16 protein-coding genes are annotated in these 15228 nt (G+C 60.8%); 9 read left to right on the top strand and 7 right to left on the bottom strand.

Annotated features, from left to right (window positions below; genetic code table 11):
- Nucleotides 1–50 precede the first annotated feature (50 nt).
- The gene (locus tag KG088_RS18095; protein WP_213827831.1) at nucleotides 51–881 is read left to right on the top strand and encodes a universal stress protein; all 831 of its coding nucleotides are present in this window, start codon (nucleotides 51–53) and stop codon (nucleotides 879–881) included.
- A 46-nt stretch (nucleotides 882–927) separates the two neighbouring features.
- Here the strand turns inward: KG088_RS18095 and KG088_RS18090 are convergent, their stop codons facing one another.
- Both KG088_RS18090 and KG088_RS18085 read right to left on the bottom strand, forming a co-directional pair.
- Nucleotides 928–1644 (bottom strand): aspartate/glutamate racemase family protein, encoded by a 717-nt coding sequence (locus tag KG088_RS18090; protein WP_213827829.1) that lies wholly within the window; start codon nucleotides 1642–1644, stop codon nucleotides 928–930.
- A gap of 54 nt (nucleotides 1645–1698) precedes the next feature.
- On the bottom strand, nucleotides 1699–1851 hold the full coding sequence (locus tag KG088_RS18085; RefSeq protein ID WP_250148362.1) for a DUF899 domain-containing protein: 153 nt from the start codon (nucleotides 1849–1851) through the stop codon (nucleotides 1699–1701).
- 13 nt (nucleotides 1852–1864) lie between these two features.
- On the opposite strand from KG088_RS18085, the gene KG088_RS18080 reads away from it, so the two are divergent.
- The gene (locus tag KG088_RS18080) at nucleotides 1865–2113 is read left to right on the top strand and encodes a type 2 periplasmic-binding domain-containing protein (protein WP_213827827.1); all 249 of its coding nucleotides are present in this window, start codon (nucleotides 1865–1867) and stop codon (nucleotides 2111–2113) included.
- Nucleotides 2114–2391: 278 nt separating this feature from the next.
- Here the strand turns inward: KG088_RS18080 and KG088_RS18075 are convergent, their stop codons facing one another.
- The 4 genes from KG088_RS18075 to KG088_RS18060 all read right to left on the bottom strand — a co-directional run bounded on the left by KG088_RS18075 (nucleotide 2392) and on the right by KG088_RS18060 (nucleotide 6499).
- On the bottom strand, nucleotides 2392–3447 hold the full coding sequence (locus tag KG088_RS18075; RefSeq protein WP_213827825.1) for an AbrB family transcriptional regulator: 1056 nt from the start codon (nucleotides 3445–3447) through the stop codon (nucleotides 2392–2394).
- 92 nt (nucleotides 3448–3539) lie between these two features.
- Nucleotides 3540–5060 (bottom strand): tripartite tricarboxylate transporter permease, encoded by a 1521-nt coding sequence (locus KG088_RS18070; RefSeq protein WP_213827823.1) that lies wholly within the window; start codon nucleotides 5058–5060, stop codon nucleotides 3540–3542.
- A 12-nt stretch (nucleotides 5061–5072) separates the two neighbouring features.
- The gene (locus KG088_RS18065) at nucleotides 5073–5522 is read right to left on the bottom strand and encodes a tripartite tricarboxylate transporter TctB family protein (protein WP_213827821.1); all 450 of its coding nucleotides are present in this window, start codon (nucleotides 5520–5522) and stop codon (nucleotides 5073–5075) included.
- The gene (locus tag KG088_RS18060) at nucleotides 5519–6499 is read right to left on the bottom strand and encodes a Bug family tripartite tricarboxylate transporter substrate binding protein (RefSeq protein WP_213827819.1); all 981 of its coding nucleotides are present in this window, start codon (nucleotides 6497–6499) and stop codon (nucleotides 5519–5521) included. Before KG088_RS18060 ends, KG088_RS18065 begins: the two co-directional genes overlap by 4 nt.
- A gap of 138 nt (nucleotides 6500–6637) precedes the next feature.
- On the opposite strand from KG088_RS18060, the gene KG088_RS18055 reads away from it, so the two are divergent.
- The 3 genes from KG088_RS18055 to KG088_RS18045 are packed head-to-tail and all read left to right on the top strand — an operon-like array spanning nucleotide 6638 to nucleotide 9773.
- The gene (locus KG088_RS18055) at nucleotides 6638–7306 is read left to right on the top strand and encodes a response regulator (RefSeq protein ID WP_213827817.1); all 669 of its coding nucleotides are present in this window, start codon (nucleotides 6638–6640) and stop codon (nucleotides 7304–7306) included.
- A complete protein-coding gene (locus KG088_RS18050; RefSeq protein ID WP_213827815.1) occupies nucleotides 7303–8706 on the top strand; it encodes a sensor histidine kinase in 1404 nt (467 codons plus the stop codon). The genes KG088_RS18055 and KG088_RS18050 overlap by 4 nt, the downstream gene beginning before the upstream one ends.
- Nucleotides 8703–9773, top strand: a complete 1071-nt coding sequence (locus KG088_RS18045; protein WP_319941473.1) for an ABC transporter substrate-binding protein — start codon at nucleotides 8703–8705, stop codon at nucleotides 9771–9773. Before KG088_RS18050 ends, KG088_RS18045 begins: the two co-directional genes overlap by 4 nt.
- Before the next feature lie 682 nt (nucleotides 9774–10455).
- Here the strand turns inward: KG088_RS18045 and KG088_RS18040 are convergent.
- Nucleotides 10456–11478, bottom strand: a complete 1023-nt coding sequence (locus KG088_RS18040) for a zinc metalloprotease HtpX (RefSeq protein ID WP_213827813.1) — start codon at nucleotides 11476–11478, stop codon at nucleotides 10456–10458.
- A 225-nt stretch (nucleotides 11479–11703) separates the two neighbouring features.
- Between KG088_RS18040 and KG088_RS18035 the strand changes: the two genes are divergently transcribed.
- From KG088_RS18035 to KG088_RS18020, 4 genes are all read left to right on the top strand, one after another.
- Nucleotides 11704–12159, top strand: coding sequence for an aminoacyl-tRNA deacylase (locus KG088_RS18035; RefSeq protein ID WP_213827811.1), 456 nt, complete (start codon nucleotides 11704–11706; stop codon nucleotides 12157–12159).
- Nucleotides 12160–12430: 271 nt separating this feature from the next.
- A complete protein-coding gene (locus tag KG088_RS18030) occupies nucleotides 12431–12838 on the top strand; it encodes a phasin family protein (RefSeq protein WP_213827809.1) in 408 nt (135 codons plus the stop codon).
- A 342-nt stretch (nucleotides 12839–13180) separates the two neighbouring features.
- Nucleotides 13181–14626 carry an extracellular catalytic domain type 1 short-chain-length polyhydroxyalkanoate depolymerase gene (locus tag KG088_RS18025; RefSeq protein ID WP_213827807.1) on the top strand — a complete coding sequence of 482 codons (1446 nt, stop codon included), beginning with the start codon at nucleotides 13181–13183 and terminating at the stop codon, nucleotides 14624–14626.
- A gap of 222 nt (nucleotides 14627–14848) precedes the next feature.
- Nucleotides 14849–15228, top strand: a 380-nt coding sequence (locus tag KG088_RS18020) for an RNA-guided endonuclease InsQ/TnpB family protein (RefSeq protein ID WP_213827805.1), incomplete at its 3' end; no start/stop codon positions are given.

Below are 15228 nucleotides of genomic sequence, written 5' to 3'. Positions count from 1 at the left end.
ATATACCCAATAGATGCACGGGTATTCATGCCTGATGAAGGGGTCGTGCCATGCTGCAGTCGATTCTATTGGCCGTCGATAGATCGCCCTTTTCCCGAGTGGCGGCTGCTTATGCAAACTACCTTGCGGTCGAACTTGGCGCCGTCCTGCACGCAGTGCATGTCGACGACACCCGACTGGCCGAAGTCGGCTATTACCGGGCGGAAGGCTTGGGTGCGACTATGGCGGGCGCGGCGTCGCTAAGTGCGCATGAGTCACGACAGGGAAAACGTCGCAATGACAACCTGCTGAGGCCGGTAAGAGTTCGGGCGATGGCGGATGGTGTCAGCTGTCATGTTCGAGTGCTCAGTGGTGTCCCTGCCCGCGAGGTGCTATCGGTAGCCGAGAACAGCGACCTTATTGTGCTGGGGCGTCATGGCGAATCCTGGGTCGCGGGTTCGAAGCGATTGGGGGAGGTGGTCAATACGGTATTGCGCCGTGCGACACAGCCGGTACTGCTTGCGGGGACAGAGTTCGAGAGCTTTCGGCGCGTGTTGCTGGGATTCGACGGTGGCAAGGCGGCGCGCGGGATAATGCTTTACGCCATGGAACTGGCCCAGCGGCTCACATTGCCGATAATGGCCGTCAGCGTAAATGCCAATGAAAGCAAGGCGCGACATCAGCTTGATATTGTCGAGCACTTTGCTGACGCCCATGGGTTGCAGGTGACGACCTGTATCGGATCGGGACATCCCGTTGAAACTCTGTTGGGGATGGCCCAAGCAGATGACCTGCTCACTATCGGCGCCTTTGGTGAAGGACGGCTGCACCAATGGCTGGCGGGGTCGACGACCGCCACCATTCTGCAATCGGCCCCCCAGGCAGTCTTGCTACATCGATGAGTCAGCGGCCTTCGATAAGGCAATCGCTCCTGGGCTCGATATCGCATTATTTGCCGAGCTTATTCATCTGATTTCCGAGTGCCCACTTGATTGCTTCTTCGGCGTGAATGGCCGTGGTGTCATAAAGCGGCACTGCGGTGTGGTTCTGCTGTACCAGCAGGGCGATTTCGGTACAGCCGAGGATCACTGCCTCGGCGCCTTGCTCGCGTAGCGAGTCGATGATCTCCAGGTAGCGCTGCCGCGAACTCTCCTTCAATTCGCCCATACATAGCTCGTGGTAGATCACCTCGTGCACGAGGTCGCGCTGAGACTCGTTGGGTACCAGCACCTCGATGCCGAAGCCTTCTGCGATACGCCCCTTGTAGAAGTCCTGCTCCATGGTGAAGCGGGTGCCAAGCAGGCCGACGCGACGAATGCCATCGGCGGCCATGCGCTGCGCCGTGGCATCGGCGATATGCAGCAAGGGAATCGAGATCGCCTCGGCAACCTGCGGTGCGACCTTGTGCATGGTATTGGTGCCGATCAACAGGAAGTCGGCACCACCGGCCTCCACGCTGCGGGCGGCCTGGCTCAGTATCTCGGCGGTGGCGTCCCAGTCGCCGGCATGCTGCAACCCCTCGATCTCGGCGAAGTCGATGCTGTACAGGCACAACTTGGCCGAATGAAGCCCGCCTAGGGCGGCCTTCACGCCCTCGTTGAGCGCGCGGTAATAGCTGGCGGTGGATTCCCAGCTCATGCCGCCAAGCAGGCCGATGGTCTTCATGTTTATGCATTCCCTCTTGTCGACGTATTCCGACATCATTGTCGTGCCGCACCGCTATGTTTCGTACCCGTCGTGGCGACGGTTCCACACGTAGGGCGGCGTTTGCGGCCAGTCAGACGGTGAGTCCTCCCAGGTTTCCTGGCGACCGAAAGGCGTCAGGTCGGCATTGCCGCCGAACATCAGGTGCGGGGTGACATGATGCGGCATCGGCAAGGCGACGTTGCGTCACGACCAGGCGCACCTGTTCGCCGGCGCGCTGGTCGCGCTGCTCGACTTCTGGCGCTGCGAGGTCATGCCGGGGCGCCGCGACATCCACGTGCTGACCACCGAACGGCGCCTACGCTCACGCAAGGTCCGCGCCTTCCTCGACTATCTGTTCGCGTCGTTGAGTCCCCATCCACCCTGGGATCGCTGGCGCGAGGCAACGCTGACCGACAGCGGACGATCCTCGGGACAGCCCTCCCATTAGCAAGTCGATTATCCCCGGACGTGACCCTTGACGGCTACCGGTCTCGCTGCAGATTGCGATGGCTGGGACTTGGTGATTGGCAGACTTTTCCCGCGGAAGTGCTTGGAACACTCGAGCTGGACGTAGCGCGTTTAGCGAACAGCCGAAGCGCAGACCAGGAAGGCATGCGGCCCGAGCGTGAGGGGGCACGCTCGGGGATAGATACTTGGTTAAGAGGGTTAGGTTGGCATCATGCTCCTGAGTCAGTATCAATCGATATGGCTGCCATGCGAATCAGGCTAGGCACGCATCCGCTGGAAATGCTTCAACAACAAAGGCAACACCAGTATCAGCACCGTGATGCGCAGAAGGTGGTGCGAGGTCACGAAGGCCGGGTCGATGCCCAGCGATAGCGCAACGAGACTCAGCTCGGGCGCGCCGCCTGGCATATAGGCGAGCAGTGCCGCCGCCAGCGAGACCCCGGTCAGTGCGTGGATACCCCATGCCGCCAAGATGGCGATCAGCAGCAGCACCACTGCTTGGAGTGTGGCCATGGTAAGGGTATGTCCCACCTCGGCCAGTGAGGTTCCGGTAAAGCGCACTCCCACCGAGATGCCAATCACGACCTGGGCCATGGCGATAAGGGTGGGAGGGAGCACCGCATGGGTCAGTCCCGACAGGTGCAGGCCTGCTGAGATCAAGGCGGGGCCGAACAGCAAGGCGTTGGGAAGGCGTAGCCGCTGCCCCAGCCAGACGCCGAGTGCACCGGCAACGGCGAGCCACGCCGCATCCGTGAGGCTGGGCAGCCACAACCATTGGTTCAGGCTCATGCCGGTGGGTTGCAGGCTGACATGGCCAATCCACTTTAATACTGGTGGGATGGCAGCCAGCAAGATCAGGATACGCACAGCATGCGTCATGCCAACGACACGCAGGTCGGCGTTCGAGTCCAGCGCCATGCCGGTCACCGCCGAAACGCCGCCGGGCACGCCCGCATAGAGGGCGGTATCCAGCGAATGGTGGGCTATTCGCCGCGAAAACCAGACGGAAAAGCCCATCATCATGGCAGTGGCCAGCAGCATGATGACGAGACTGGCCCCCCATAACGGTAGGTCGCCGGACATATCCGGCGTGAATGCCGAACCCAGCATCACGCCGATTACCACCAAAACGCCCTTGCGGCCCCGTCCCGGCGAGCGCAGCCGGCACCCCATGAGACTCGCGGCCGTGGTGGCGAGCATGGCCCCCAGCAGCCAGGGCAGCGGCATTTGTAGCCAGTAGGCAAGGCCACCACCGGCCAGACCCAAGACCAGGGTCGGCAGGAAGCGGCAAAAGCGGGCCATCAGTTGCGTCATCGTCGAGTTCAAACCATTACCTCCCGTCAAACTTCTGGGCCCGCCACAATGAAGTAGCGGGCCCAGAGCAGAAGCTGATACGCAGCGTGGCCTCAGTCGTCTTCCACATTCTCCTGAGGCTTGTTGTCAGGCAACAGCTTCGGCACAAGCCAGGGTAGAACCAGTAGTGCCGCCGCCGCGATCCATAGCCCCAGTGAAATACCGGATTGCCAGAGGATGTCGACGTCGCCGCCGCTGATCGATAAGGCTCGGCGAAGGTTCTGCTCCATCAGTCCACCGAGCACATAGCCTAGAATCACCGGTGCCAGGGAAAAGCCCAGCTTGCGAAGCAGGTAACCGAACACACCGATGATCAGCATCAGGTAAATGGCCATGAGATCGGAATGCAGCTGATAGACCCCGACGAAGGCGAGAATGGCAATGGCCGGGACCAGGACCCAGCGTGGCACGGTCAGCACCTTGGCGAAGACCCCGGCCAATGGCAGATTCAGTGCCAACAGCACAACGTTGCCAATGTACAGGGACGCGATCAGGCCACCAGCGACCTCGGGCCGCTCGGTAAACATCATCGGCCCAGGGGTGATGTTGTAGAGCATCAGGGCGCCAAGCAGGACGGCAGTGGTACCGGAGCCAGGAATGCCCAGTGTCAGCATGGGGACGAAGGAGCCCGCCGCTGCGGCGTTATTGGCTGACTCCGGGGCGGCCAGGCCACGCATGTCGCCATGGCCGAAGGTGCCATCCTTGTCGGACAGGCGCTTCTCGGTGGTGTAGGACACCGCGCCGGCCACGGAAGCGCCGGTACCGGGTAGCACACCGATGATAAAGCCAATCAGTCCTGAGCGTAACATTGCGCCCTTGCAGTAGAGCACCTCCTTTAGCGTGACGAAGACGCGGCCCAACGGCGGGATCTCCTCGTTTTCGCTATCCGGACGATTAGCGTGTTCCAACATCAGCAGAATCTCGCTGATGGCGAACAACCCGATGATCATTACCACGAAGTCGATGCCGTCGTAGAGTTCGGCCATGCCGAAGGTATAGCGCAATACGCCGGTACCGGAGTCGACGCCTACCATGGCGATCAGTACACCCAGCACCGCACCGATACCGGTCTTGATCGGATCCTTGCCCATCATGACCGCCATCGATGAGAAGGCGAAGACCATCAGCGCAAAGAACTCAGCGGGGCCGAACATCACCGCCACTTTCGCGAGAAGCGGTGCGAATAGCGTCAGACCGATGATGGCGATGGTGGCGCCGACGAAGGAACTGACTGCCGAGAGGCCGAGCGCCGGGCCAGCCAGACCCTTTTTGGCCAGTGGATAACCATCGAGGGTGGTCATGACCGCACCCGCATCACCGGGCACGTTGAGCAGAATGCTCGACATGCGCCCGCCGTACTCCGCACCCGTGTATATACCGGCGAGTAAGATGAGGGCTGATTCGGCCGGAAGGCCTAGGGTATAGGCGAGTGGCATGAGGATGGCGATGCCGTTGATCGGCCCGATACCCGGTAGCGCTCCGAAAAGCGTACCGAGCAGTGCACCGAGGAAGGCCAGCCCCAGATTTAGTGGACTCAGCGCGACGCCAAAGCCCTGTATCAGGAAATCAAACATCTTGGCGTTCCTTTAAGTGATGGCGCTAAGCCAGTACCCGGTGGGAAGCGCGATGCCCAGCGCCTCGGTAAACAGAACAAAACTGCCTACCGCCATCAGTGCCCCAGCGATCAGCGCCTTGCCCCAAGTGGCATCGAACAACCATGCCAAGGCTGCCACTACCATAAACGTCGTGGGTATGAAGCCCAGGCGTGTGAATAGCATGGTGTAAACCAGCAGCAAGCCCAGTACCAGCAACAACTTGAGAGCCAGCGCTCCGTGTGGCCAGTGGCCGTCGGGGCCAGGTTTGAACACTAGCGCCAGCGATAGTGCAGCGAGCAGGATGGCCAGCCCAAGGGGAAAGGCCCGTGGTCCCACGGGCTCATAGTTGAAAGGGACTTCCAGGTTGATGGCCTGGACGGCAACGAACGCCGCCAGACCGATCAGCGCGAATCCCAACAGTCGGTCGGCAGCGATTTTCATTTCAGACCTACTTCTTCGGCCAGTGTCTTGAAGTCAGTGATTTGCTCCTGCACGTAGGTGTCGAAGCTGTCACCGAAGCGTGACATCGGGAAAAGGCCACGCGCCTCGCGGATTTCGGCAAAACCAGGATCTTCCGAAAGGGTCTTCAGACGCTCGACCCATGTCGCGTAGGCCTCATCACTGACCTCAGGGCCCATGAAATAGCCGCGCCAGATCGGCCACTGGACGTCGTAGCCTTGTTCGGCTGCCGTGGGTATGTCGGCATATGGCCCACCCATCCGCTCTTCCGAGAGGGCTGCCAGAACGCGGATATCTCCACCCTCGAGTTGTGATCTGAGCTCGGAGAGATCGCCGGTGAAGACCTGAATATGATCGCCGAGCAGAGCCGCAAGCGCTTCGCCGCCGCCTTCGAAGGCAACATAGCGAAGATCGCGCGGGTTGATGTCCACGGTTTTGGCGGTCAATGCCACCTTCATCCAATCCTGGCTACCTACCGTGCCCCCTGCGCCGAAGGCGATTTCGCCCGGGGTTTCCTGGAGGTCAGCCATCAACTCGTCCAATGACTGCCAGGGTGCGTCGGCGCTGACGACGATGGCCCCATAGTCGACGCCCAGGGCGCCCAGCCAGCGCACCTCGTCGCCGTCGTACTGACCGAACTTGCCGAGTGCCAGGTTGACGGCGGCGCCAGTGCTGGCGGCGACGATCAGGTTGGGGTCATCGGTGCGTACGCCGTTGACGTGGTTATAGGCCACGGCGCCAATGCCGCCCGGCATGTAGGTCACCATCATGGGTGCCTCGATGAGCTCCGCTTCCAGTAGGCCATTGGCCGCCAATCGGCAGGTCAGATCGTAGCCACCTCCGGGCTTGGCGGGGGCGATACATTCCGTATTATCGTTGGCCTGTGCCTGGCCTGTTAGTAGGGCGCCACCCAGCAGGGCGATACCGGAGGCGTGGCGGACGGCTGTGTTGATCCTCATGATGTACTCCTGTTCTCTTGTCGTGAGATGCGAGAAACTTGTCTCGCTTGCCATCCTGTGGATAGCCAGTGCGATGCTAGGCCTGCCACCTTTCATCAACCTGTCATCTTGCTCGTTATTTAGTGAGACTTTGGTCGCATGCGCTTACTTGTTATTGAGGACGATCTGTTAATCGCTCGTTCTCTGGAACGCGCCCTATCTCCCTTGGGCAATACGGTCGAGGCGTTTACCACCCATGCCGAGGCCCATGCTGCACTCAGCCATGACCGCTTCGACCTGGTCCTGCTTGATCTGGGATTACCCGATGGTGACGGCCTCAACTTGCTGGCAGCATTGCGCAATCGTGGCGACACCACGCCGGTACTGATACTCACGGCCCGGGATGGTGTCGACGACCGGGTCAGCGGCCTCGACCTGGGCGCCGATGACTATCTGGCCAAGCCTTTCTCTCTGGCAGAGCTGGAAGCTCGAGTACGGGCGCTGTTGCGGCGTAGTCAGCAGCGCAGTGACAACCGACTACGCTTTGCTCGCCTTTCCTTTGACCCGTCGACAGGCACGGCCGCCCTGGACGACGTGCCCATAGTGTTGCCGCGCCGTGAACTTCTGCTGGCCGAAGGCCTCTTGCTGCACGCAGGCAGCATCGCCCCTCGGGAGGTGTTGGAACGCCGGCTGTTCGGCTTCGACGAGGTGGGCTCCAATGCCTTGGAGGTTTATGTCAGTCGCTTGCGCAAGCGTCTACAAGGCACGGGACTGCAGATCCGAACCTTCCGTGGACTTGGCTACCGACTGGAGGAAGTCAACGAGTGATCGAGGTAACCGGTTCACTCAAACGCCAATTGGCAGTCTGGTTGCTGGTTACGGTGACGGGGTTGGGTGCGCTACTGATGGTCGAGGCCTGGCGGAGCACGCATCGTGCCGCAGAACGAGCCTTCGACAGCCAGCTTGAGGCTGCGGCGATGACGATCGCCGAAGCTGTTCAATGGGAAGAAGGCGAACCGGTGGTGGAGGTTCCCGCCGCGGCCCTGCAGATCCTGGCCACGCGCCATCAGGAGCGGGTTTTCTACTCCGTACTCGATACTTCTGGTGAGCCGGTGTCCGCCAATATGCCCTTTTCCATTGCCCCCGGGTGGCGCGAGCAGGTCACGAACGAGCCTTGGGCGGTGACGGCGACCCTCGATGACACGTCCTGGCGCTTCTACGGTCGCGAATACGACTCGGCAGGCTGGATCTCCCAGGAGCCGGTGCAGATATGGGTAGGGCACACCCGAGAGGGGCGTAAGGCGCTCGCCGACGAGCTGTTCGAGCGCAGCGTCAGCCACTTCGTGGCCATGGTGCTGCTGGCAGGTACGCTGATGGTCATGACCATGCGCGTGGCCTTGGCTCCGATGCGTCGGCTACGCCATCTCTTGCGACGTCGCGAGGCCGATGACATGCGTCCTCTCGACGCTCGAGTCCCCGAGGAAATGCGCGAGCTGGCCAATACCCTCGATCATCTCTTCGACCGCCAGCGCCAGAGCCGGGAGTCGCTATTGCGCTTCACCGCCGATGCCAGTCATCAGCTCAAGACGCCTCTGGCGGGTCTGCAGAGCACCAGTGAGCTGGCACTGCAGAGCTCGGACCCGGCCCAATGGCATGCTGCACTGGCGACGGTGCATGATGGTGCCGAACGGACGAGTCGACTAGCCGGGCAGTTGCTTAGCCTCGTCCGGCTTCGACACATCGGCGGAGAGGGCATCGCCACGCCTCTGGACATGAATGGTGTGTTGCGCGAGACCCTGCTCGACTGGGCCGGAAGTGAGGCGGCGCGAGAGCATGATCTCGGCCTGGCCGAGTTACCCTCGGGACCGGTGTGGGTGCGCGCTGAAAAGTGGGCGATTCGCGAGTTGCTTGGGAACCTGATCGACAACGCCCTGCGTTATACGCCGCCTGGCAGCGAGATCACCTTGGGTTTGGAACGTCATGACGACGAAACGGTGTTGTTTGTTGAGGACAACGGGCCGGGGGTAGCTGACGAGACTCGTGACCGCCTGTTGCAGCCCTTTGAGCGTGGTGGTCGACAGGGAACTGACGGCTCCGGGCTAGGGCTGGCAATCGTGGATTCTATCGCTCAACGCTGTGGTGCTCGATTGACGCTGGAGAGCCTCAAACCCCATGGCTTGGTGGTAAAGCTCCACTTGCCACTTTGCGAAAATGAGGGCACACCGTGAAAGTGCCATCTCTACCGCCCGTGTCTCGCTTCACTTGGGGGCCGTTGGTTCTGGTGCTTATGCTGGTTCTCGGGGAGCCAGCGCGAGCGCTTGCCAGCCCTCTGGTGGTGGAGGCAGCACTGGATCGCGACGTGGTGGCACCACTGCTCGAAGCTTTCCAGGCGAACCATCCCGACATCGACCTGGACTTTCGTGACCGCTCGACACTAGAGGTTGATGACCTCGTTGTGCAGGGTGATCCGGCGCCGGACGTTGTCATAAGCTCGGCAATGCCGTGGCAAATGGCTCGAGTCAACGAGGGCTATGCGCTCCCACTGGATTCGCCACAGTCCCGAAACTGGCCGGCGTGGGCCAAATGGCGAGACGAAGTCTTCGGCTTCACCTTCGAGCCAATCGTCATGGCCTACCGACTCGACCTGACGAAGCACATGATGCCGCCCCGGACTCACGCCGACCTGCACACCTTGCTGACCACACAGCATGATCTTCTGCAGCAGAAAGTGACCACCTACTCGCCGCTGACCAGCGGCATCGGCTATACCCTGTTTCAGCAGGACGCCCGCTATTCACTTCGCTTCTGGGACCTTGTCGCCGGTATGGGGCGGGTTGATGCGCAATTGGAAGACAACACCCGTGCCATGTTGGAAGGTATCAGTGAGGGCCGCTATTGGCTTGGCTATAACCTGCTTGGCTCCTACGCGATGGTCTGGGCGCAGGACCACCCCGAGGTAATCGTGCAGTTGCCGCAGGATTATTCTCTGGTGATGATGCGTATGGCCTTTGTCCATCGGGCGGCGCCTAACCCGGATGCCGCCAAGGTTTTCGTCAACTTCCTGCTAAGCCGGGAGGGGCAACGGGTCCTGGCCGGTCAGACGCCATTGTTCAGCGTACTTCCCGGCATCATTGGCCCCTACACCGCCCAGCGCTTGCGCGATCAGGTTGGCGAGCGAATCTACCCGATTCCTCTCAACGCCTCTTTGCTAGCTTTCGTTGATCCGCAGCGTCGTAGCGCCTTCCTGGCCCGCTGGAGACGAGAGTTCAGGCGAGAGTTAAGGCTGGATGATTGAGCATGAGAGGGCGATTGGACCGGGCAGTAGAGCCCAGTATTACGTGCACTCTCGGGTGGGATCGATAGCTGGATATCCATAGCCGAGGCAAAGGATGCATCAGCTTTGGCGAGCGGGGTCGAATACCCACATCGCAGAGTCGTCAGCTAGTACTGCTGTGTCCCGGCAAGCTTATCGCGCCGAGTCCATCCCATGAGATCCGCTATGGAGCCCTAGCCGCTAATAGGGATGCGCTAATGTTGAGAGCCGTACTCAGTAGGTGCTATATCGCCAAGGGTCATTTGTTCGCATCTGGACACCTGTAGACTTAACAGTCTGTGCCCATTATCGCTGCTTACGTGTAGGTTAAATGTCCTTAATCGACCACCGCTAAATTAACACTTAGGGCGATAACGATTTTAAGTCGTCGAATTTAAGGCATTAATCTTCTTGCTCCGCCACCAGCAGGAGATATGGTTTTGCAGACGAATTGATCTCCGAAGCCGAGGGTCGCAGGTTCGAACCCTGCCCTCTGCGAGCTTGCCTCTATCCTGCCAAGTCCTCCTTCCTCCCCCTACCATCAAACGTCAACAGGCCTAGTTTCAATGTTTTGAAATGCTCTTCAAGCTATCATAAGCGGTGTCGCTTAAGGCAGGCTTCCACATCCTCCTCCAAACTAAAGAGGGTGGCCGCGCTGCGGGTCTCAGCGGCGTCGCAGGATCCAGTAGCGCCCGCCGATCGGACTGGGACGCTGGAGGATCACTGGCCTTTCGAGATCGGTCTGTCGAATGATCGGCTGGGCGCTGTCTCCCTGAGCATGTTCGTTGATTGCCATCAACCGGCGGGTACGCTGTTCCGTTAGTGGATGGGTGCGCAGCCAGTCGATCCAGGCCGGCTTGTGGCGGCCGAACATCGTCGTCAGCCAGCTGCCTTGATAGCGCTCCAGCAGCTGCAGGGCCGAGGCCAGGGCGAGAGGGTCGCCGGTCAGGTCGGCGGCTTCCATATCGGCGGTATACTCCCGATTTCGCGAAAGCGCGAGTTGCAATAGGGTGCTGATGGTCGGGGCCAGCGCTACCAACAACAGTGCCGCCCAGGGGAAAGTCATCTCACCCATCACAACCTGGGGCAGCATCAACAGCAGGCTGATCTGCACTACGGTGGTGATCCAAACCGTGAGGCGCGTCATGGCGGCCGCCATGGACATGACTCGAGTATCGCCGTGGCGCAGATGGCTCACCTCATGGGCGAGCACGCCGGTCAACTGGCGAAGATCCAGCGTCCTGAGCAGGCCTTCGGTAATGGCGATGCCGCCATCTCGCTGGCTGCCTATGGCGAAGGCGTTGAGGTCCCGCGTCGGGACGTAGTAGAGCTGCGGGGGAATCGTCAGGCCGGCACGCTGGTAGAGGACGTCGAGGATGTGGTAGAGCTCCGGCGCATGAGGCCGTTGCAGTCGTCCTGCACCGGCATTGGTGAGAATCAGTCTGGCCGGCATCCAGCCGCTGATGTACACCACCATCAGGACCACCATCATACACAGCAAAACGCCACCGCTACCGGCGAAGAGATAGCCCGGCACGGAAAGCACCAAGGCCAGGCCGGCAGGATCAGCAGGGTCTGCAGGCCGTTTACCAGTCGGTTGCGCCAGAGATGTCCTCGTCGGAGTGCCATAACGAACCTCATCCACTGCCAGGCTGTGTGCCTGGATGTTGGCGATCCCTGCCACCATATCCATTACCGGGACGGTGAGATAGGCATGGCGACTCGATGAACTGCCTCCCGTTTCGTCAACTCCTGATTTCGGCGATGACCTCGTTACTCCTCGCGCATGCCCGTCTCGGTGAAGCCAAGGCTGGCGTAGAAGTCTCGGGCGACCTGGTTGCCTCCCCATTGGGCTCGAGACTGACTAGGCTTATTGTTAGGTCCTTAAACCACATACGGGAGGATGTTTCCCATGGCCATCGAGCGCGTCAAACACTTTCTCGACGAGAACGGCGTGAAATACGTCATTCAACACCATTCCCCGGCCTATACCGCACAAGAGGTCGCCGAGGCGGCACATGTGCCTGGCCGCCACTTTGCCAAGAGCGTCATGGTAACCGTCGACGGCCGCCTCGCGCTGGCGGTGCTGCCGGCCACTGACCGAGTCGACCTGCGCCGGCTGGCCCAGTCCCTGGGTGCCCAGTCCGTTGGGCTGGCCGAAGAGAGCGAGTTCAGCGATCACTTCCCCGACTGCGAGCCCGGGGCCATGCCCCCCTTCGGCAACCTCTTCGACTTGGAGGTCTTCGTTTCACCGCATCTAACCCAGGCCGACATCATCGCCTTCAATGCCGGCAATCACCAGGAGGTCATGCAACTCGCCTACGATGTGTTCGACCGGCTGGTGAAGCCGGCGGAAGTGGCGATGTAGGACCCGGCCACACGGCAAAGGCCAGGCTGTTTCGTCGTGTTGGGCGCGGACTTCGCAAGGCCGGCTCGCGCCTGCCGAGTATTCGACATCGACGCCGTCCGCCACGGGCTTGACCCTCCGCTCGTGGCGATTTGAAGGGGTCCAGCTGTCGTGGCGGTCTTTGTTGCACTGCACCATTTCCTCTGTTATTGTGCACTGCATCAGAGACGCAGAAGGCATCGGGAGGCACCCAGGGCCTTCTAGATAGTTAGAACCCCCAGGAGGGTCAATCATGCAAAACTTCGACACCAATCAGATCACCGAGCAGTTTGAATCCATGTTCTTCGCGCCGGCTCGTGCCTACGCCGCGCTCTCAGTGGACTACACCGAGAAGCTGGTCAACGCCCAGCTCGACGCTGGCAAGGCCTACTCCGACACCAGCCTGGCGCAGCTGCGCAACCTCATGAACGTCAAGGATGCCGAAGGCCTCCGCGAGTACATGGAAGGCCAGCAGCAAGTCGCCAAGGACCTGACCGAGCGCCTTAAAGGCGATGCCGAGAAGGTCGTGGCCCTGCAGCAGGACTTCGTCAAGGACAGCCAGAAGCTGACTGAAGAGAACGCCAAGCAGACCCAGAAGGCTGCCGAGAGCAACGTCAAGCAGGCGACCGACACCGCCGCCAAGACTGCCAAGCAAGCCTGACCCAGGCGCCGGCCATGCCGGCGCATTGAAAGGGTAATATCAGGGGCCGCCGATCATTGATCGGCGGCCCTTTTTCTTGGTGCGCCAGGCATGGCGCCAGCGCCTGACGGGTGCTGGAGGGTGACATTGGCTCTCGGCGTGGAGCGTCAGTGTCGTGGTCGCTTATTGATACAGCTTGATGTCCATGTCCCTGCTCCCGAATGAACTACGCTATAAGCTCTCTTGCTGCCAGCAAGATAATTCCTATAACTCCTAGAACTCATGTAGCTCATTTGAGACCCTACCGCTACCAAACCGGGTGACATCATGCGTATCAGCCTGTTTTGTCGAAACGCGCTTACGATGGCGCTCCTCGCACTGCCCAGTTTGGCCGTTATAGCTGGCACGACGGAAACGTTCACCTTCCAGGCCCAGGAGTATCCGGGATCACGTGACCGCGAGTACACCATCTATCGCCCGGATGAGCTGGACAGCCCTCCCCCCATGGTGATGGTGCTGCATGGCTGTCGTCAGACAGAAGACGATGTACTCCAGGACTGGGGCCTGACCGCCGCCGCCGACCGCTACGGCTTTATTCTCGTCACACCTTTCATCACCAGCTACGATGGCCTGCGCAATCCTAACTGCTGGGGATTTTGGCTCGACCAGCACCAACACGAAGGCGGGGGTGAACCGGAAGACCTGCACCGCATTGCCCTGGAAGTCGAAGATCGCGTCGAGATCGATCCGGGTCGCCGCTATATTGCGGGGCTCTCCTCGGGCGGCGCGATGGCCGTCGTGGCGGCGATGACCCATAACGAATACTGGGCGGCGGCGGTGAGCGCCGCGGGCCTTCCCTACGGGGAGGATGCCGCATCGGTGTCGTTCCAGTGTCCCGGCACGGCCACCTTTCATTCGGTCAGTCGGGTCGTGAGTGATATGCGCGATGAAGTCGACGATCCTTACCCCATCCCCCTGATGGTGATTCAGAATGAACGGGACTGTACCGTCATCCAGCGGGCCGGGCTCAATCTCCGCGATGCGCACCTCACGGTCTTCGGTAACGCCTCCCGGAACACACCGGCAGACTCACGTCCCTGCACTCCCTTCTTTGTCGAGGACTATGACTGCCGCCATGACATTTTCACCGCGGATGGCGACAGCGGCAGCCGGTCGGTGGTCGAGACCGTGTTTTATGCAGGCCCCCTGGCGACGCCGAACCCCCAGGACACCGATCATGGCCACTACTGGATCGGCGGTGAAGCGGGTAACAATGGCCGGTGGTCGCTGCGACGCGGGCCCAGCCTGCCGGACATCGTGTGGGATTTCTTCGAGCGTCACCCGCGCGACGGCACGGCAGCAACGGGGCCACGCATCACGCTCATGGGCCCGAACCCACTGCAACTGGAGGTAGGACAGGTATTTACCGATCCAGGCGCCACCGCGACGGATCCCGAAGACGGCAACCTGCCAGTCACTGCCAACTGCGACAGCGTCGATACCACACGGGCTGGCCTGTATACCTGCACCTACAGCGCAACCGACAGCGCGGGCAACACGGCATCCGCTACGCGTAGGGTCGACATCATCGAGCCGAATGCGTGTGTCGAGGTGTCTGCTTCCCCCCGGGCGCATGTTACCGCTGGGCGTGCGGTCGTCTTCAGCTGGTATTTCTACCGCCGCGCACTGGCCAGCGGGGATCGTCGGGACATCGGCTTCGCCTGGGATGACGGGTCCAGTGTGACGCTATACGAGGGCGAAACGGCGGGTAAGTGGTTTACACGTCCGGCGGAGGGTTGTGCCGATTAGGGTATGTCTCGTGATCGAGCGTCGGCGGGCTCAAGTCGGTTGAACAACAATATCAGTCAACTTGGCCATCACGCGTGAGGTTGTTTACTGGCCTGTTCGCTCGTCGGCTATGGAGACAGCTTACCAAACAGCGCGTAACGCATCGCCCACTCGGGCGGTGATAGAAGTGCGCATCGCGGTGCCGGTGTTGATGTGGCCACCAACCCCTGATATTTATACAGCATGACGAAGCGCGCCTACAAAGAACGCTTGTACCCCACCGCCGAGCAGGCGGTGCTGTTGGCTCAGTCATTCGGGTGTACACGTTTTGTCTGGAACAATAACTTGGCGTTTCGTACTGAGGCCTATCAGCAGCACGGCGAGTCGGTGTCGCCTTCGGCAGTGGAAAAGCGGCTAGTGGCGCTGAAAGCTGCGAATCCCTGGCTTGCCGATGTGTCCAGCGTGATCCTGCAACAAACCCTGCGTGACCAGAAAGCCGCCTTCGACAACTTCTTCAACCCCAAGCTCAGGGCGCGCTATCCGCGCTTCAAGCGCAAGGATGGCCGACAGTCGATCCGCCTGACGAAGGCCGCGTTTCGCTACCGGGATGGCGAGATCACCAT

The organism is Halomonas jincaotanensis (genome assembly GCF_018448785.1).
Lineage (GTDB): Bacteria > Pseudomonadota > Gammaproteobacteria > Pseudomonadales > Halomonadaceae > Halomonas > Halomonas jincaotanensis.
Note: the sequence above shows the minus strand (reverse complement) of the source record. Positions and strands in the feature narration are given on the sequence as shown.

Coding starts and splice junctions, on each gene's coding strand:
- KG088_RS18025 (WP_213827807.1), top strand. CDS start 13,181: ATGGCGCTCCTCGCACTGCCCAGTTTGGCCGTTATAGCTGGCACGACG.
- KG088_RS18060 (WP_213827819.1), bottom strand. CDS start 6,499: ATGAGGATCAACACAGCCGTCCGCCACGCCTCCGGTATCGCCCTGCTG.
- KG088_RS18095 (WP_213827831.1), top strand. CDS start 51: ATGCTGCAGTCGATTCTATTGGCCGTCGATAGATCGCCCTTTTCCCGA.
- KG088_RS18090 (WP_213827829.1), bottom strand. CDS start 1,644: ATGAAGACCATCGGCCTGCTTGGCGGCATGAGCTGGGAATCCACCGCC.
- KG088_RS18035 (WP_213827811.1), top strand. CDS start 11,704: ATGGCCATCGAGCGCGTCAAACACTTTCTCGACGAGAACGGCGTGAAA.
- KG088_RS18055 (WP_213827817.1), top strand. CDS start 6,638: ATGCGCTTACTTGTTATTGAGGACGATCTGTTAATCGCTCGTTCTCTG.
- KG088_RS18075 (WP_213827825.1), bottom strand. CDS start 3,447: ATGACGCAACTGATGGCCCGCTTTTGCCGCTTCCTGCCGACCCTGGTC.
- KG088_RS18085 (WP_250148362.1), bottom strand. CDS start 1,851: ATGCCGCATCATGTCACCCCGCACCTGATGTTCGGCGGCAATGCCGAC.
- KG088_RS18030 (WP_213827809.1), top strand. CDS start 12,431: ATGCAAAACTTCGACACCAATCAGATCACCGAGCAGTTTGAATCCATG.
- KG088_RS18065 (WP_213827821.1), bottom strand. CDS start 5,522: ATGAAAATCGCTGCCGACCGACTGTTGGGATTCGCGCTGATCGGTCTG.
- KG088_RS18040 (WP_213827813.1), bottom strand. CDS start 11,478: ATGGTGGCAGGGATCGCCAACATCCAGGCACACAGCCTGGCAGTGGAT.
- KG088_RS18070 (WP_213827823.1), bottom strand. CDS start 5,060: ATGTTTGATTTCCTGATACAGGGCTTTGGCGTCGCGCTGAGTCCACTA.